Raw genomic sequence first — 15,694 nt, 5'->3', positions numbered from 1 at the left:
GGAATGGAAGGTGACACTCATGTCACCATCGCACCGCGTCACCGTCACCGAGCTGGCACGGCGCCGGGCCGCACCGCTGGAGGACCTCGCCGGGCAGGCGGCCGACGTGGCCCGCGCCTGCCAGGCGATGGCCGCCCGTTTCCAGCGCGGCGGCAAGCTGCTCGCCTTCGGCAGCGGTACGGCCAGCACCGACGCCCAGCACGTGGCGGTCGAGTTCGTCCACCCGGTGATCGTCGGCAAGCGCGCGCTGCCGGCGATCTCGCTGGCCTCCGACGTGGCCACGCTCACCGGTACCGGGCTGACCGACGCCTTCGCCCACCAGATCCGCCACCTGGCCGAGCCGGTGGACATCGCGCTCGCGATCTCCACCGACGGCCGGTGCGAGAACGTCCTGCGCGGGCTGAAACAGGCGGGCGACGTCGGCCTGTTACGCGTCGCGCTGGCCGGCGGCGACGGCGGCGCCATCGCCGCCTCGGGGTCGGCCGACCACCTGCTGCTGGCCGCCTCCGACGACCCCCGCGTGGTCAAGGAGGTCCACGTGACCGTCTACCACGTGCTGTGGGAGCTGGTGCACGTCTTCCTCGAGCGCCCGGGAGCCCTGCGATGAGCGACTGCTCCGGCGAGACCTGCATCACCTGCTCCGACACGGCGGTCCCCGTCGTCGTCGTGCGGTTGCTCGACGACGACCTCGCCCTGGTCGACGCCGGCGGCGGCCGGGAGGAGGTGAGCGTCGCCCTGGTCGAGGCCCGGGTCGGCGACACCGTCCTGGTGCACGCCCGCGAGGCGCTGGCCGTACTCCATCGATCAGGGGACGTTGCGTCATGAGCCTGGACTCCCTCTACCCGTTCCTGTACTCCGGCGACTCCGGCACGGCGACGGATGTGCTGGAGGAGGTGTGCCGGTCCACCGAGACCAAGGTGCGCGAGACCGCCGAGTTGCGCGCGCTCGTCCTGGAGCGCGAGGGGCGGCGCCTGCTGGAGTGCGCGGACCGGATGGCCGAGCGGTTCGCCGCCGGCGGGCGGCTGCTGGCCTTCGGCAACGGCGGCAGCTCGACCGACGCCCAGGACCTGGCGTCGCTGTTCCTCGGCTCGGGCCGGGGCGCGCTGTGCCTGACCAACGACATCGCGTCCGTCACCGCGCTGAGCAACGACGTCGGCTTCGACGTCGTGTTCTCCCGGCAGGTCGCCGCCTTCGGCCGTCCGCGGGACATCGCGGTGGGACTGTCGACCAGCGGCAACTCGGCGAACCTGCTGCGGGCCTTCGACGAGGCCGCCCGGCGCGGCCTGCTCACGGTGGGCCTGGCCGGCTACGACGGCGGCAGGATGGCCGAGATCGACACCCTCGACTATCTGTTCACGGTGCCCTCCCTCTCGGTGCACCGCATCCAGGAGGCGCAGACCACCCTGTACCACGCTCTGTGGGAGCTCACCATGGACCGCGCGAGATGAGCGGCCCCGCGATGAACGGCCACGAAACGGGCGAGCCGTGATGAACGGCCCGAGATGAACGGCGCAGCGGAGCGGGCGCGGGCGATCGCCGACGCGGTGCTCTACGAGGGCTACCTGCTCTACCCGTACCGCGCCTCGGCCGCCAAGAACAGGGTGCGCTGGCAGTGGGGCGTGCTGGCGCCGCCCGGCTGCCGGGGGGAGTCGTCGCGCTCGCGGACCGAGCTGCTCGCCGAGGCGCGGGCCGGGGCCGTGCTCCACGTCCGGCTGCGGTTCCTGCACCTGCAGGAGAGGGTCGTCCAGGACGGCGCGGGTGCGGCGGTGCCCTCGCTGCGGGTGGCCGGCACCGAGTACACCACCTGGGAGGAGGCGGTCGAGCGGGAGGTCGACGCGGCGCTGCGGGTGGCCGACCTGCTCGCCGGTGACAACCGGGTGCCCTTCCAGGTGCCCGGCGGCGTGGACGTCGAGCCGATCCCGGGCGGCGGCGGGGCGCGGCTGGCCCGCCGCCGCCTGCCGCTCCGCGGTGAGCTGCTGCTGCGCGCCGACCCCCTGCCCGGCCCGTACGGCGGGCTGCGGCTGCGGCTGTGCGTGGCCAACACCGCGGACGCCTCCCCCGAGGCGGTCGCGGGCAGCAGGCCGGGGGCGCTGAAGAGCGCGCTGATCGCCGCGCACGTGCTGCTGTCGATCACCTCAGGCGGCTTCCTGTCCTCGCTGGACCCCCCGGAGTGGGCCGCGGCGCGGGCGCGCGAGTGCCGCAACGAGGGCATGTGGCCGGTGCTGGTCGGCGAACCCGGCCGGCGCGACACCGTGCTCTGCTCGCCGATCATCCTCTACGACTATCCGGCGGTCGCCGAGGAGAGCCCGGGCGAGCTGTTCGACGGCACCGAGATCGACGAGATCCTCACCCTGCGCACGATGGCGCTCACCGAGGAGGAGAAGCGGCAGGCCCGGGCCACCGACCCGCGCGCGGCCGAGCTGATCGAGCGGGTGGACCACCTGCCCGCGGAGACGCTGGCCCGCCTGCACGGCGCGGTGCGGGACCTGCGCGCGGTCACCGGGCAGCCGCGGAAACCGCCGGACGGGTCGCGGGAGCCGGACGGGCAGCCGGGCGAGCCGTGGCCGGGAACGACCGGAGACCCGCGGGAGTCGTGGCCGGAGGCGACGGGAGATCCGCGGGAGTCGTGGCCGGAGGCGACGGGAGATCCGCGGGAGTCGTGGCCCGAGGCGACCGGCCGTCCGGCGGTGCCGTGGTGGGATCCGGGCGCCGACGCCTCGGTGTCCCCGGAGACCGACGCCGTGGTCGTGGCCGGGGTCAGGGTGGCGAAGGGCTCGCCGGTACGGCTGCGCCCCGGACGCCGGGCCGACGCCCAGGACATGTTCCTGGCCGGGCGCACGGCGACCGTGGCGGCCGTGCTGCACGACGTGGACGGCGGCGTGCACCTGGCGGTGGCGCTCGACGGGGACGGCGAGGAGGACGCCTACGCCGCCCACGGAAGATTCCGCTACTTCGCCCCGGACGAGGTGGAGCCGCTGTGACCGCCGCCGTCCCCCCGGGCTCGGAGGGGAACGCGGCCGCGCGGATCCTGGTGGCCGGGGTCGGCAACGTGTTCCTCGGCGACGACGGCTTCGGGGTGGAGGTCGTCCGCCGGCTGGCCGACCTGGCGCTGCCGGCCGGGGTGCGGGTCGCGGACTACGGAATCCGCGGCATGCACCTGGCCTACGACACGGTGGACGGCGACTACGACGTGATGATCATGATTGACGCGGTCGGCCTGGGCGATCCGCCCGGCACGGTCTCGGTCGTCGAGCTGGAGGCCGGGGCCCCGACCCGTCTCGACGCCCACGGCATGCAGCCGGACGCCGTCCTGGCCCTGATGGGCATGCTCGGCCGGCCGCCCCGGCGGTTGCTGCTGGTGGGCTGCGAGCCCGCGACGCTCGAACACCGGATGGGGCTGAGCCCCGCCGTCGAGCGGGCCGTCGGCACCGCGATGGAGGCGGTCGTCGACCTGATCGAAAGGGAGCGGACATGTGCCTGGGAATCCCGGGAGAGGTGATCGAGATCCTGGCCGACCGGCCCGATCTGGCCCGGGTCGACGTGAGCGGGGTCAAACGCGCCATCAACATCGGCCTGCTGGCCGAGGAGGGGGTGGAGCCGGGCGACTGGGTGCTCATCCACGTCGGCTTCGCGCTCTCCAAGATCGACGAAGCGGAGGCCAAGGCGGCGATGGAGTTCCTGGAGGGCATCGGGAAGGCCTACGAGGACGAGATCGCGGCGCTGCGCGAGTCCCGGATCATCTAGGAGGCCGGTATGCGGTTCGTTGACGAGTTCCGGAACGCCGAGACGGCCAGGGCGCTGTCGGCCAAGATCGCCGCTCTGTGCGAGCCCGGACGGGAGTACAAGTTCATGGAGGTGTGCGGCGGGCACACCCACACGATCTACAAGCACGGACTGGAGGACTACCTGCCCGAGAACGTCACGCTTGTCCACGGCCCGGGCTGCCCGGTGTGCGTCATCCCCATGGGCCGCATCGACGACGCGATCCACATCGCCCGGCGGCCGGAGGTGCTGATGACCTCCTTCGGCGACATGATGCGGGTGCCGGGCAGCGGCGGGAACTTCTTCGACTCCAACGCCGAGGGCACCAGCATCCGGATGGTCTACTCGCCGCTGGACTCCCTGAAGATCGCCCGGCAGAACCCGGACCGGCAGGTGGTGTTCATGGCCATCGGGTTCGAGACGACCGCGCCGTCGACCGCGATGACCGTGCTGCGGGCGGCCAAGGAGGGACTGGAGAACTTCTCCGTCTTCTGCAACCACATCATGATCATCCCGGCGATCAAGGCCATCCTGGACTCCCCCGACCTGCGGCTGGACGGGTTCATCGGCCCCGGGCACGTCTCCACGGTCATCGGCTGCCGGCCGTATGAGTTCATCGCCCGCGACTACGGCAAGCCGCTGGTGGTGGCCGGGTTCGAGCCGCTGGACATCCTGCAGTCGATCTACATGCTGCTGCTGCAGCTGCGCGAGGGCCGCGCCGAGGTGGAGAACCAGTACGCGCGCGTGGTCCCCTGGGACGGCAACCCGACCGCGCTGCGCGCGATCGGCGAGGTGATGGAGCTGCGGCCGTACTTCGAGTGGCGGGGGCTGGGGTTCATCTCCCACTCCGCGCTGCGGATGCGGCAGCGGTACGCCGCCTTCGACGCCGAGCTGCTGTTCGAGACGCCGGGGGTGCGGGTGGCCGACCCCAAGGCGTGCCAGTGCGGCGAGGTGCTCAAGGGTGTGCTGAAACCGTGGGAGTGCAAGGTGTTCGGTACGGCCTGCACGCCGGAGACGCCGATCGGCACGTGCATGGTCTCGCCGGAGGGCGCCTGCGCCGCCTACTACAACTTCGGCAGGTTCACCCGCACCAGGGTCCGGGAGGCGAGCGTCACGTGAACCCGGAGGAGCAGGTCCTGGACCGGATCGAGCGGGCCAGGCGGCGGCGCCCGAAGGTGCGCGAGGAGCGCGTCACCCTCGCCCACGGCTCGGGCGGGAAGGCCACCCGCACCCTGGTCGAGGCGATCTTCCTGGAGGCGTTCCGCAACCCGCTGCTGGAACCGCTGGAGGACGCCGCCGCGCTGTCCGTGGACGGGGCGCGGCTGGCGCTGACCACCGACTCGTTCGTGGTCTCGCCGCTGTTCTTCCCCGGCGGGGACATCGGCGACCTGGCGGTCAACGGCACGGTGAACGACCTGGCGGTCTCCGGGGCCAGGCCGCTGTACCTGACGGCCGGCTTCATCCTGGAGGAGGGCTTCCCGATCGCCGACCTGACCCGGATCGTGGACTCGATGCGGGCGGCGGCGCAGGCGGCCGGGGTGTCGGTGGTCACCGGGGACACCAAGGTGGTGCAGCGCGGCAAGGGCGACGGCTGCTACGTCAACACCGCCGGGGTGGGGGTGATCGACCGTCCCGGCCGGCTGGGCGCCGCGACCGTGCGGCCCGGCGACGCGGTCCTGGTCTCCGGCCCGGTCGGCGCCCACGGCATCACGATCATGCTGGCCCGCGGCGAGCTCGACATCGAGGCCGACCTGGTCTCCGACACCGCGCCGCTGCACGGCCTGGTGGCCGCGCTGCTGGCCGCCGCACCGGGGGTGCGCGTGATGCGCGACGCCACCCGGGGCGGGGTGGCCACGGTGCTCAACGAGGTGGCCGGGGCGGCCGGCGTCGCGGTGGTCGTCGACGAGCGGGCGGTGCCGGTGGAGCCCGAGGTGCGCGGGGCCTCGGAGCTGCTGGGCATCGACCCGCTGTACGTGGCGTGCGAGGGGCGGATGGTGGTCTTCGTGGACGGCGCCGAGGCGGATGCCGCGCTCGCCGCCATGCGCGGCCACCCCCTCGGCGAGCGGGCCGCGCTGATCGGCCGGGTCAAGGACGACCCGCCGGGCCTGGTGCTGCTGAACACCGTGTTCGGCGGGACCCGGATCTGCGATCTGCTGGTGGGCGACCCGCTGCCGAGGATCTGCTGATGCACGAGCTGTCCCTCGCCCAGGCGGTCGTCGAGGCCGTCGCCGAGCGGACCGGCGGCGCGACGGTGACCCGCGTGCGCCTGGAGATCGGCCGGCTGTCGGGGGTGGTGGTGGAGTCGATCGCCTTCTGCTTCGACCTGGTCGCCGAGGGGACCGCGCTGGAGGGGGCCGTACTGGAGGTCGGGGAACCGTCCGGCCGCTGCCGGTGCCGCGGGTGCGGCACGGCGTTCGAGACCGGCGACCCGATCGTCCTGTGCCCGGCGTGCGGCGGGGCCGACGTGGCCGTGCTGTCCGGGAGGCAGATGTTGATCACGTCGGTGGAGGTGTCGGCGGAGGCACCGGCGGAGGCACCGGCGGAGGTGGAGAGCGCATGTGCGGCACCTGCGGCTGCGCGGAGTACGGCGACCCCGGACACGACCACGACCACGACCACGACCACGACCACGACCAGGGGATCGGATCCGACTCCGGACACGGGATCGGGCCCGGACCCGGGCCCGGGCCCGCCCCCGGATCTGGGTACGACCCGGGGCACGGGCGCGGGAACGACCGGGGACCCGGTCGCGGCCGGACCGTCGCCGTCGAGCAGCGGATCCTGGCCCGCAACGACGACCTCGCCGAGCTCAACCGGGCGTGGCTGGCCGGGCGGGGCGTCCTCGCGGTCAACCTGATGAGCTCCCCCGGGTCGGGCAAGACCACCCTGCTGGAGCGGACGATCCGCGACATGGGCGGCGGGCCGGGGGTGTCGGTGGTGGAGGGCGACCAGGAGACCGCCTTCGACGCCGAGCGGATCCGGGCGACCGGCTGCCGGGCGGTGCAGGTGAACACCGGGGCCGGCTGCCACCTCGACGCCGCCATGCTCGCCGGCGCGCTGCGGGAGCTCGATCCGGCCCCGGGGTCGGTGGTGTTCGTCGAGAACGTGGGGAACCTGGTGTGCCCCGCGCTGTTCGACCTGGGCGAGTCGCGCCGGGTCGTGATCATGTCGGTCACCGAGGGCACGGACAAGCCGCTGAAGTACCCGCACATGTTCCGCACCGCCGACGCCGTGGTGCTCAACAAGGTCGACCTGCTGCCGTATGTGGACTTCCCCGACGAGCTGTTCCGCGACCACCTGCACCGGGTGAACCCCGCGGTCCCGGTGATCCCGGTCTCGGCGACGCGCGGCGACGGCGTCGCGGCCTGGCACGCCTGGCTGCGCCACCAGAGCGGTGCCCACCACCCGCCGCACCACCGCTGACCGGGACGGGCCCGGCGCCGCCGGCCGGGACGGAGGCGCCGACCACCGGAACGGAGGCGGTGCCGTACGGCGCCCTCATCCGGGAGAAGGGCTCACAACCCGGAACCGCCCGTGGCGTCGACGACCCGCCCGGTCACCCAGCGCGCGTCGTCGGAGGCGAGGAAGGCCACCACGTCGGCCACGTCCTCGGGCCGCCCGACCCGACCGAGGGCGGCCAGGGACGCCGCGTGCGCCTCGGCCTGCGGGTTGCCGCGCAGCCAGCCCGCGTTGACGTCGGTGTCGATGATCCCGGGGGCCACCGAGTTCACCGTGATGCCCCGGGGACCCAGCTCCTTGGCGAGGTTGAGGGTGAAGGTGTCCAGCGCCCCCTTGGTCGCGCCGTACGCGATGATCTCCGGCATGGCCAGGCGGGCCGCGCCGCTGGAGATGTTGACGATCCGGCCCCCGTCGCGCAGGCGGCTCAGCCCCTGCTGCACGATGAAGAACGGCGCGCGCACGTTCACGGCGAACACCTCGTCGAAGCCGTCCTCGGACAGCGAGGCCAGCGGCGCGCTGCGGCCGATCCCGGCGTTGTTGACGATGATGTCGAGCCTCCCGCCGGGCGCGTGCTCCCCGGCCGCGGCGTCGAAGGCGGCCCACAGGCGGGCCGCGTCCCCATGCCGCCCCAGCTCCGCGCGCAACGCGAAGGCCCGGCCGCCGTCCTTGCTGACGCGCTCGACGGTCTCAGCCGCCGCCGCCTCGTCGCGGGCGTAGGCGACGGCGACGGCGGCGCCGTCCCGGGCGAGCCGCTGCGCGACGGCCCGGCCGATGCCTCTGCTGCCGCCGGTCACCAGCGCGACCTTGCCCTCGAGTGTTCCCACTGCCATGACTGGTCTCCATCCCTTATTTCTTGAGCGATCACTCAATAAGAAACGTAACACACTTTTTTGAGGGATCGCTCTAGAATCGGGGGCATGAGTGGGACAGGGGCGAAACGAGGGCGCCCGCCGGCGTTCGACCGTGCGACGGCCCTGGAGGCCGCCACCCGGCTGTTCTGGGAGCACGGCTACGAGGCCACGTCCGTCGGCGAGCTGACCCGGGTCATGGGCATCAAGCCCGGCAGCCTGTACGCGGCGTTCGGAGACAAGAAGTCCCTGTTCGAAGAGGTGGTCCACGCCTACGGCCGCTCCCCCGCCGGCGCGTTCGCCGGCGCCGCCCTGCGGGAGGAGCCCACCGCCCGCGAGGCGTTCGGCCGCATCCTGCGCGAGGCGGCGGCCTTCTATCCCGGCCCCGGCCATCCGCCCGGCTGCCTGACCATCAGCGCCGCCACCAACGTCACCGTCCAGGACGCCGGGGTCGCGGCGTTCCTGCGCGACCTGCGCAACGCGAACCTGGCCGCCTTCGAGGCGCGCCTGGAGACCGCGCGGCGCGAAGGCGAGCTTCCCGCCACCGCCGACCCCCGCGCCCTGGCCGCCTACTTCGCCGCGGTCATCCAGGGCATGTCCCAGCGGGCCCGCGACGGCGCCACGGCGGCGGAGCTCACCGAGACGGCCGAACTGGCCCTGGCCGCCTGGCCCCGCACCGGGACCTGAGCGTCATACCGGCCCCTCGCCGATCGGCGGGCGAGCGGGGAGGTCAGGAGGCCGTGACCTGCGGGACCGTCTCGTACAGCGCCCAGTCGGCGCTGATCGCTCCGGCGGTCTTCAGCAGCAGCGGCAGATAGTCCTCGGTCAGCTTCTCGACGGAGGTCTCCGCGGCGTGCGCGTTGACGTTGACGGCCGCGATCACGTTGCCCAGGCCGTCGCGCAGCGGGGCGGCCACGGACCGGATGCCCAGGGCGAGCTGCTCGTCGGTGAGCGCCCAGCCCCTGGCCCGCACCGTGCGCAGCGCCGCCTCGCGCTCCTCGGCCGACGGCCGCCAGCGCGGCTCCACGCCCGACCGGCTCGGCTCGGCGAGGACCCGCTCCGCCTCCGCCGGGGACAGGGCGGCCAGCAGCACCTTGCCGAGAGAGGTCTGCAGCGCGGGGAAGCGCGTGCCGATCTGCACCGACAGAGTGACGATCTTGGGTACGGCCACGCGGGCCACGTAGACGATGTCCGACCCGTCCAGCTGGGCGATCGACGACGACTCGTGCGTCTGCGCCACCAGGCGCTCCAGGTGCGGCCTGGCCACCTCCCACAGCCCCATCGAGCGCACGTAGGACACGCCCAGCTCCAGCACGCGCGGGGTGAGGGCGAAACCGCCCTGCTCGGTCCTGGCGTATCCCAGCTCCCGCAGGGTCAGCAGGATGCGGCGCGCCGTCGGCCGGGCCAGTCCCGTGGCCGTCGCCACCTCGGTCAGGGACATGACCGGGCGTCCGGGCCGGAAGGCCCTGATGACGTCGAGGCCGCGGGCCAGGGCCTCGATGAAGTCGGGGCCGGTGTCAGCACGCGCCATGGACGCCCCTCGCTCGCTCGAACGGACTGATCCACTCTAAGGGGTGCCCCGGGGATCCTCCCGCCCGCTGCGACTGCCCGGACGGCGACTGCCCGGACGGCGGCTCCCCGGACGGCGGCCTCATGCCGTGCCGGGCCCCGCTCACCGCCGGTGCGTCGAGGTGCTGCGGTAGTCGGTGTAGGTGTACGGGTTGTCGAGGATCTTCGTCTCGGGGATGTCGGGGTTCATGCCCTTGAGCCAGGCCTCCTCCCCCATGGCCCCGCGCAGGTGCTCGACCGTGCGCTCCACCTGGCGGCGGGCGGCGGCCAGGTCGACACCGAGCAGGCGGTGCCCGTGCTTGACCACCCGGCCGTCGACGACGACGGTGTGCACGTCTGCGCGCTGGGCCTGGAAGGCGACGTGGCCGAAGGGGTTGAGCAGCGGGAACGAGACGGGCGAGCTGTCGTTCTTGATGAGCACGAGGTCGGCCTTCCCGCCGGCCTCGACGCGGCCCAGGTCGTCACGGCCGAGCGCGCGGGCGCCGCCACGGGTCGCCCACTCGACGACCTGGTCGGCTCGCAGGCCGCAGTGCGTGACGGTGTCGCCCTTGGCGTGCGCCTCCATGTGCTCGCGGGAGCGGTCGGCGCCGAGCGTGGCCCGCATGGCCGAGAACAGGTCGCCGCTCCACCAGACGCCGGTGTCCATCGACAGCGACACCGGGATGCCGTGCACACGGATGGCCCAGGTGGGCGGGTAGCCCTGCCCGGCGCTCTGCTCGCTCTCGGTGGCGACCGAGACCGACCCGCCGGTGGCGGCGATGCGGTGGTAGGAGTCGGCCGACAGCGTGGCCGCGTGCACGTACACCGTCTGCGGAGTCATGAAGCCGTGCTCGTGCATGAGCCGGATGCCGTCGTCGCCGGTGGCCCCCCACACGCCGGCGTGGGTGGTGACCGCGACGCCGAGCTCGCGGGCGACCTCGAAGGCGGGCCTCTCGGGGAAGGCCGGGTCGCCCAGAACGTCGAAGGCCATCTGGAAGCCGAACATGTCGTCGCCGGTGATCCGGCGGCGCACGAAGTCGCGGAACTCCGGCGTGGTCGCCCACGCGGCGGGCGCCTGCTGGAGGTTGCCGTAGGCGAGCACGTACCGGCCGGGCACCGCCTGCAGCGCGTCGGCGGCGGCGTCTGCGTGGTCGACGGTCTGCAGGCCGTGCGACCAGTCGACGACGGTGGTCACCCCGGCGTCGAGGGCCTCGATCGCGGCGAGCGTGTTGCCCGCGTGCACGTCCTCGGGCCGGAACAGCTTGCCGTACTCCAGGTAGTACCAGACGAAGTACTGGGTCAGGGTCCAGTCCGCGCCGTAGCCGCGCATGGCGGTCTGCCACATGTGCCGGTGGGTGTCGATCATCCCGGGCATGACGATCCCGCCGGTAGCGTCGATCTCGGCGGCGTCCTGCGGCGCCTGCAGGCAGGGGCCGACGGCGGCGACGCGGTCGCCGGCGACGAGGACGTCGGTGTCGGCGAGCACCCGCCGGCCGTCCATCGGCAGGACCGTGCCGCCGCGGAACACCACGGGCCGTCCGTTCTCGAACGTGATCCGATCGTTCATGGTCGGGCTCCTCACCGTGTCCTCGACGGGCGGCGCAGGCCGGTTTTGCGAACGATCGTCCGTCTGACGGTCAGCTCTATTCGCCGTCACTCTGAATAGCCGCCAGCCCGCTGTCAAGACCCTTGACGCGTAAGGCAGGTGCTCTCAGACTCGCGGATACGGACGATTGTCCGTGATACGGACACGAAGGTGGGCCGGATGACAGACGACGCCGTCGCGGAGGGAGGGGCCCGGAGCGGGCCGCTGTCCGGCCTGCTGGTGGCCGACTTCTCCCGGGTCCTGGCGGGGCCGTACGCCACGATGCTCCTGGCGGACATGGGAGCCGACGTCGTCAAGGTCGAGGCGCCGGGCGGGGACGACACCCGGGCCTGGACGCCCCCGGCGCGCGACGGCGTCTCGACCTACTACCTCGGGGTCAACCGCGGCAAGCGGTCCGTCGCACTGGACCTGCGGGACGAGACCGGCGGTGCGGCGGCGCGGGAGCTGGCCCGCCGCGCCGACGTGCTGGTGGAGAACTTCAAGCCGGGCGGGCTGCACCGGTACGGCCTCGACTTCGCCTCGGTGCACGCCGCCAACCCCGGCATCGTGTACGCCTCCATCAGCGGGTTCGGCTCGGGTGCCGGCCGGCGCGTCCCCGGCTACGACCTGATGGTGCAGGCCGTCTCCGGACTGATGAGCCTGACCGGCGATCCGGGCGGCCCGCCGTACCGGGCCGGGATCTCGGTCTTCGACGTGATGGCGGGCAACCACGCCGTCATCGGCGTCCTGGCCGCGCTCCGGTACCGCGAGGCCACCGGCCGGGGGCAGCACGTGGAGGTCGACCTGCTGTCGTCGGCGCTGAGCGGGCTGGTCAACCAGAGCTCGGCGTACGTGGCCGGGGGCGTCGTGCCGTACCGGATGGGCAACGCGCACCCGAGCGTGTTCCCCTACGAGCCGCTGCCCACCGCCGACGACGACCTCATCGTCACCGCCGCCAACGACGGGCAGTTCCGCAGGCTCTGCGAGGTCCTGGGCGTCCCCGAGGTCGCCGACGACCCGCGCTTCGCCCACAACGCCGACCGCACCGAGAACCGCGCGCAGCTGCGCCCCGTCCTCGTCGAGCGGCTGGCCCGGCGCGGCGCGGTCGAGTGGTTCGAGCTGCTGGTGGAGGCCGGGGTGCCGAGCGGGCCGATCAACACCATCGACGGCGGGTTCGCGATGGCCGAGCGCTTCGGGCTCGACCCGATCGTCGAGGTCGGCGAGGGCGGGCGCGCGACGCCGACCACGCGCCACCCGATCCGCTTCTCCGAGACCCCGGCCGCCTACGCGCTGCCCCCGCCGGAGCTCGACGAGCACGGCCCGGAGCTGCGCGCCTGGCTTGCCGGTCCCGGCAAAGGAGGCGGCGCGGAGAAGGAGGACGGCGCAGGAGAGGACGGCGCAGGAGAGGACGGCGCAGGAGAGGACGGCCATGCCTGAACAGCCGGACCCCCCGCACGCGCGTGACTCCCGGGCCGGGCCTGAGCGGCCGGACGCCCCGGGCACCCCGGACCCGTCCGGCACACCGGGGCGCCCCGCCCGGCCGGAGTACCCCGCCTACCCCACCGCGCTCGGGGCGTCCTCGCCGACCTCGATCACCCTGCTCGGGTGCGACCTGGCCGAGGAGGTGATGGGCACGGTCGGGTTCGGCGAGCTGGCCTTCCGGCTCGCGGCCCAGCGGCGGCCCTCCCCGGGGGAGGTGCGGGTGTTCGAGGCCGTGCTCGCCGCGCTGGCCGACCACGGGTTCACGCCGACCGCGATCGTGACCCGGCTGACCTACCTGTCGGCGCCCGACTCGGTCCAGGGCGCGCTGGCGGCCGGGCTGCTCGGCGGCGGGTCCCGCTTCCTGGGCGTCACCGAGGACTGCGGCCGCTTCCTGCACGAGGCCCTCGGACGGTACGGCACGCCGCCGGCGGACGAGGCCGGATGGGACGCCCTGGCCCTGGAGACCGTGCTCGCCCGGCGCAAGGAGGGCGGGCTCGTCCCCGGTCTGGGCCACCACCTGCACAAGGACGGCGACCCGCGCACCCCCCGGCTGATGCGGATCGCCGCCGAGGAGGACCTGTTCGGCCCGCACCTGTCGCTGCTGGCCGCGATCGGCCGCGTCCACCCCCGGGTGCTGGGCAGGACGCTGCCGTTGAACGGGGCGGGCACCTGCGGCGCGGCGCTTGCCGACCTGGGCCTGCCGCTGGAGCTGCTGCGCGGATTCGCCCTGCTCGCCCGGACCGCCGGGCTGATCGGCCAGCTCGCCGAGGAGCTGCGCCGTCCGGTGGCGGGCGAGATCTTCCTGTCGGTCGACCGGGGCACCCGGTCCGTCGCGCCCGAGCCGTACACCCCCGGAGGCCCGCATGGCTGACGTCGTCGCGGTGATCGCGTCCACCCACCATCCCTTCTACCTCCGCGCCAGCACCGCCACCGGCGACGACCGGCCTCCGTTCGCCGACGAGTGGGTGCGCAAGGTGGAGGCGTTCCGGCGGACGCTGACGGAGGCGCGCCCGGACGTGCTGGTCATGGTCGGCTCCGACCACTTCCACCAGCTGTGGCTGGACAACATGCCGCAGTTCCTCATCGGCAAGGCGCCCTTCTACGACGCGAACTTCTACAACGAGGAGCGCGAGTTCGGCCTGCCGAGGATGCTGTTCACCGGGCACGAGGAGCTGTCGGCGCACCTGCTGCGGGAGGGGCTGGACGCGGGGTTCGACCTGGCCTTCTCCAACGAGCTGCGGATCGACCACTCCATCACCTGCCCGATCATCACTCTGCGCCCGCAGAACGACCTGCCGATCGTGCCCGTCTACACCAACATCTTCGCCCCTCCCCTGCCGCGGCCCGAGCGGTTCGTGCAGCTGGGGCGGGCCATCCGCCGGATCGTCGAGGACTGGCCGGACGAGAGCCGGGTGGCGATCATCGGCACCGGGCACCTGTCGCTGGAGCTCGGCGGGCCGCGCCAGTTCGGGCCGACCGGGCCGGATCCGGAGTTCGACCGCAGGGCCGTGGAGTGGATCGCCTCGGGCGACCTCGAGGGCTGCCTGGCCGAGGTCACCCTCGACAGCCTGCACCTGCCGGGCAACGCCACCCACGGCTTCATGGACTTCATGCTGATGATGGGCGTGGCGGGCGAGGGCAGGAAGGCCGACTACGTCGACACCTACGACCTGTTCCACACCATGGAGGCCTACTTCACCTGGTATCCCCGCGGAGGGCGGCCGTGAGCAAGTATCTGCTGAACAAGTTCCTGTTCACCGTCGACCGCGACCCCGAGCTGGTGGAGCGCTATCGCGAGGACCCGGCGGCCACGGTGGAGATGTGGGAGGCCGAGTACGCCAACCGCATCCTCGGCTGCCACCGGGGCGAGTCCTCCAGCTGGCTGCGGTTCGACGACGCCGAACGCCGGGCCCTGCGCGAGCACGACTATCCCGGGCTCTTCCGGCTCGGCGCGCACCCGTTCCTCACCTTGACGCTGTTCATCGCCATGTTCGAGCGCGACCACGAACCGCTGGGCTTCCAGCTGGAATACGCCCGCAGGCTTTCCCACATGACTCTCCCCTATCCCGACATATCCACGTGAACACTGCTACCGTCCTCGTAACCCCCGCGGGAACGAGGAGGAGACGGATGAGCGAGGCGTCTCAACGGCCGGCGGGTCTGTCGGCCGGCACTCCCAACATCGCCCGGATGAACGACTACTTCCTGGGCGGCAAGGACAACTTCGCCGCCGACCGGGCGGCCGCGGAGAAGGTCCTGGCGCTCGCGCCGGAGGCCAAGGCCATGGGCAGGCACGTCCAGGCCTTCCGGGAGAACGTCGTGCGCCATCTCGTCGAGCAGGGCGTCCGGCAGTTCGTCCACGTGGGCTCGTGGATGCCCACCCAGCGCAACGTCCACGAGATCGCCCGGTCCCTGGCTCCCGAGAGCCGCGTGGTGTACGTCGCCGACGACCCCGTCGCGCTCAACCACGCCCGGACCTTCCTGGCCGTCGACGACCGGACGGCGGCGGTGGAGGGAGACATCCTCCACCCCGACGAGCTGATCGACGACCCCGGCCTGCGCGAACTGATCGACCTCGACCGGCCCGTCGCCGCCCTGATCTTCGGAACCCTGCAGTACATCCCCGACGAGGACGGACCCTTCGAGAGCGTGGCGCGACTGTGCGAGCGGCTGCCGTCCGGCAGCTATCTCGGCCTGACCCACGCCGTCTTCGACACCCGCCCCGACATCGCCGAGCGGATCGCCGACATCTACCGCAAGGCCCTCGACAAGCCCGGCGGCGGCCCCCGCACCCGCGAGGGGGCACTGCGCTTCTTCGACGGGCTGGAGCTGGTGGAGCCCGGCTTCGTCTACGTCCGCCAGTGGCGGCCCCCGGCCCCGGTGCCCGACCGGCTGGCGCAGAAGTCCTGGGTCGTCGCCGGGCTCGCCCGCAAACCCTGAGGCCCCGGCCACCGAGACTCCGGCCCTCCGGGGACCCCGGCGCCGTCAGCCGCCGAGGTCCGATCGGGGA

19 protein-coding genes are annotated in these 15,694 nt (G+C 73.2%); 16 read left to right on the top strand and 3 right to left on the bottom strand.

Annotated features, from left to right (window positions below; all coding sequences use genetic code 11):
- The first annotated feature begins 19 nt into the window (after positions 1-19).
- From Pta02_RS10635 to hypB, 10 genes are read left to right on the top strand one after another with little or no spacing between them, the layout of a single operon-like run.
- Positions 20-607, top strand: a complete 588-nt coding sequence (locus Pta02_RS10635; protein ID WP_203874569.1) for a D-sedoheptulose-7-phosphate isomerase — start codon at positions 20-22, stop codon at positions 605-607.
- Positions 604-825 (top strand): HypC/HybG/HupF family hydrogenase formation chaperone, encoded by a 222-nt coding sequence (locus tag Pta02_RS10630; protein WP_203874568.1) that lies wholly within the window; start codon positions 604-606, stop codon positions 823-825. Before Pta02_RS10635 ends, Pta02_RS10630 begins: the two co-directional genes overlap by 4 nt.
- A complete protein-coding gene (locus tag Pta02_RS10625; RefSeq protein ID WP_203874567.1) occupies positions 822-1,448 on the top strand; it encodes a D-sedoheptulose-7-phosphate isomerase in 627 nt (208 codons plus the stop codon). Before Pta02_RS10630 ends, Pta02_RS10625 begins: the two co-directional genes overlap by 4 nt.
- Before the next feature lie 54 nt (positions 1,449-1,502).
- Positions 1,503-2,981, top strand: coding sequence for a hypothetical protein (locus tag Pta02_RS10620; protein WP_203874566.1), 1,479 nt, complete (start codon positions 1,503-1,505; stop codon positions 2,979-2,981).
- The gene (locus Pta02_RS10615) at positions 2,978-3,499 is read left to right on the top strand and encodes a hydrogenase maturation protease (RefSeq protein ID WP_203874565.1); all 522 of its coding nucleotides are present in this window, start codon (positions 2,978-2,980) and stop codon (positions 3,497-3,499) included. Before Pta02_RS10620 ends, Pta02_RS10615 begins: the two co-directional genes overlap by 4 nt.
- On the top strand, positions 3,472-3,744 hold the full coding sequence (locus Pta02_RS10610) for a HypC/HybG/HupF family hydrogenase formation chaperone (RefSeq protein ID WP_203874564.1): 273 nt from the start codon (positions 3,472-3,474) through the stop codon (positions 3,742-3,744). The genes Pta02_RS10615 and Pta02_RS10610 overlap by 28 nt, the downstream gene beginning before the upstream one ends.
- 9 nt (positions 3,745-3,753) lie before the next feature.
- Positions 3,754-4,881, top strand: a complete 1,128-nt coding sequence (hypD, locus tag Pta02_RS10605) for a hydrogenase formation protein HypD (RefSeq protein WP_203874563.1) — start codon at positions 3,754-3,756, stop codon at positions 4,879-4,881.
- On the top strand, positions 4,878-5,948 hold the full coding sequence (gene hypE / locus Pta02_RS10600; protein WP_275423571.1) for a hydrogenase expression/formation protein HypE: 1,071 nt from the start codon (positions 4,878-4,880) through the stop codon (positions 5,946-5,948). Before hypD ends, hypE begins: the two co-directional genes overlap by 4 nt.
- A complete protein-coding gene (gene hypA, locus Pta02_RS41130; RefSeq protein ID WP_239130085.1) occupies positions 5,948-6,619 on the top strand; it encodes a hydrogenase maturation nickel metallochaperone HypA in 672 nt (223 codons plus the stop codon). Before hypE ends, hypA begins: the two co-directional genes overlap by 1 nt.
- Positions 6,541-7,185, top strand: a complete 645-nt coding sequence (hypB, locus tag Pta02_RS10590; RefSeq protein ID WP_239130254.1) for a hydrogenase nickel incorporation protein HypB — start codon at positions 6,541-6,543, stop codon at positions 7,183-7,185. The genes hypA and hypB overlap by 79 nt, the downstream gene beginning before the upstream one ends.
- A gap of 92 nt (positions 7,186-7,277) precedes the next feature.
- On the opposite strand, the gene Pta02_RS10585 is transcribed toward hypB, so the two are convergent.
- On the bottom strand, positions 7,278-8,051 hold the full coding sequence (locus tag Pta02_RS10585) for a glucose 1-dehydrogenase (RefSeq protein ID WP_203874562.1): 774 nt from the start codon (positions 8,049-8,051) through the stop codon (positions 7,278-7,280).
- Between the two features lie 87 nt (positions 8,052-8,138).
- Between Pta02_RS10585 and Pta02_RS10580 the strand changes: the two genes are divergently transcribed.
- A complete protein-coding gene (locus Pta02_RS10580) occupies positions 8,139-8,756 on the top strand; it encodes a TetR/AcrR family transcriptional regulator (protein WP_203874561.1) in 618 nt (205 codons plus the stop codon).
- Positions 8,757-8,799: 43 nt separating this feature from the next.
- Here Pta02_RS10580 and Pta02_RS10575 read toward each other — a convergent pair whose 3' ends face one another.
- Both Pta02_RS10575 and Pta02_RS10570 read right to left on the bottom strand, forming a co-directional pair.
- Positions 8,800-9,600 carry an IclR family transcriptional regulator domain-containing protein gene (locus Pta02_RS10575; protein ID WP_203874560.1) on the bottom strand — a complete coding sequence of 267 codons (801 nt, stop codon included), beginning with the start codon at positions 9,598-9,600 and terminating at the stop codon, positions 8,800-8,802.
- Between the two features lie 141 nt (positions 9,601-9,741).
- Positions 9,742-11,184: an amidohydrolase family protein gene (locus Pta02_RS10570; protein ID WP_203874559.1), complete on the bottom strand. Its 1,443-nt coding sequence runs from the start codon at positions 11,182-11,184 to the stop codon at positions 9,742-9,744.
- 198 nt (positions 11,185-11,382) lie between these two features.
- On the opposite strand from Pta02_RS10570, the gene Pta02_RS10565 reads away from it, so the two are divergent.
- The 5 genes from Pta02_RS10565 to Pta02_RS10545 are packed head-to-tail and all read left to right on the top strand — an operon-like array spanning position 11,383 to position 15,624.
- The gene (locus Pta02_RS10565; RefSeq protein WP_203874558.1) at positions 11,383-12,639 is read left to right on the top strand and encodes a CaiB/BaiF CoA transferase family protein; all 1,257 of its coding nucleotides are present in this window, start codon (positions 11,383-11,385) and stop codon (positions 12,637-12,639) included.
- Positions 12,632-13,555: a citryl-CoA lyase gene (locus Pta02_RS10560; protein WP_203874557.1), complete on the top strand. Its 924-nt coding sequence runs from the start codon at positions 12,632-12,634 to the stop codon at positions 13,553-13,555. Before Pta02_RS10565 ends, Pta02_RS10560 begins: the two co-directional genes overlap by 8 nt.
- Positions 13,548-14,411, top strand: a complete 864-nt coding sequence (locus Pta02_RS10555) for a DODA-type extradiol aromatic ring-opening family dioxygenase (protein ID WP_203874556.1) — start codon at positions 13,548-13,550, stop codon at positions 14,409-14,411. Before Pta02_RS10560 ends, Pta02_RS10555 begins: the two co-directional genes overlap by 8 nt.
- Positions 14,408-14,767, top strand: a complete 360-nt coding sequence (locus Pta02_RS10550; protein ID WP_203874555.1) for a hypothetical protein — start codon at positions 14,408-14,410, stop codon at positions 14,765-14,767. The genes Pta02_RS10555 and Pta02_RS10550 overlap by 4 nt, the downstream gene beginning before the upstream one ends.
- Before the next feature lie 47 nt (positions 14,768-14,814).
- Complete coding sequence (locus Pta02_RS10545) at positions 14,815-15,624, top strand: SAM-dependent methyltransferase (protein WP_203874554.1); 810 nt, start codon at positions 14,815-14,817, stop codon at positions 15,622-15,624.
- Positions 15,625-15,694: the final 70 nt, after the last annotated feature.

Source organism: Paraplanobispora takensis (assembly GCF_016863195.1).
GTDB lineage: Bacteria > Actinomycetota > Actinomycetes > Streptosporangiales > Streptosporangiaceae > Planobispora > Planobispora takensis.
The sequence above is the reverse complement of the archived record's forward strand: the minus strand, read 5'-3'. Positions and strand labels throughout refer to the sequence as shown.

Bases quoted from the DNA above. Each gene is read 5' to 3' on its own strand.
- Pta02_RS10545 (WP_203874554.1), top strand. From the start codon at position 14,815: ATGAGCGAGGCGTCTCAACGGCCGGCGGGTCTGTCGGCCGGCACTCCC.
- Pta02_RS10580 (WP_203874561.1), top strand. From the start codon at position 8,139: ATGAGTGGGACAGGGGCGAAACGAGGGCGCCCGCCGGCGTTCGACCGT.
- hypD (WP_203874563.1), top strand. From the start codon at position 3,754: ATGCGGTTCGTTGACGAGTTCCGGAACGCCGAGACGGCCAGGGCGCTG.
- Pta02_RS10560 (WP_203874557.1), top strand. From the start codon at position 12,632: ATGCCTGAACAGCCGGACCCCCCGCACGCGCGTGACTCCCGGGCCGGG.
- Pta02_RS10625 (WP_203874567.1), top strand. From the start codon at position 822: ATGAGCCTGGACTCCCTCTACCCGTTCCTGTACTCCGGCGACTCCGGC.
- Pta02_RS10635 (WP_203874569.1), top strand. From the start codon at position 20: ATGTCACCATCGCACCGCGTCACCGTCACCGAGCTGGCACGGCGCCGG.
- Pta02_RS10585 (WP_203874562.1), bottom strand. From the start codon at position 8,051: ATGGCAGTGGGAACACTCGAGGGCAAGGTCGCGCTGGTGACCGGCGGC.
- Pta02_RS10630 (WP_203874568.1), top strand. From the start codon at position 604: ATGAGCGACTGCTCCGGCGAGACCTGCATCACCTGCTCCGACACGGCG.
- Pta02_RS10570 (WP_203874559.1), bottom strand. From the start codon at position 11,184: ATGAACGATCGGATCACGTTCGAGAACGGACGGCCCGTGGTGTTCCGC.
- Pta02_RS10620 (WP_203874566.1), top strand. From the start codon at position 1,503: ATGAACGGCGCAGCGGAGCGGGCGCGGGCGATCGCCGACGCGGTGCTC.
- Pta02_RS10565 (WP_203874558.1), top strand. From the start codon at position 11,383: ATGACAGACGACGCCGTCGCGGAGGGAGGGGCCCGGAGCGGGCCGCTG.
- Pta02_RS10610 (WP_203874564.1), top strand. From the start codon at position 3,472: ATGTGCCTGGGAATCCCGGGAGAGGTGATCGAGATCCTGGCCGACCGG.
- Pta02_RS10575 (WP_203874560.1), bottom strand. From the start codon at position 9,600: ATGGCGCGTGCTGACACCGGCCCCGACTTCATCGAGGCCCTGGCCCGC.
- Pta02_RS10555 (WP_203874556.1), top strand. From the start codon at position 13,548: ATGGCTGACGTCGTCGCGGTGATCGCGTCCACCCACCATCCCTTCTAC.
- hypA (WP_239130085.1), top strand. From the start codon at position 5,948: ATGCACGAGCTGTCCCTCGCCCAGGCGGTCGTCGAGGCCGTCGCCGAG.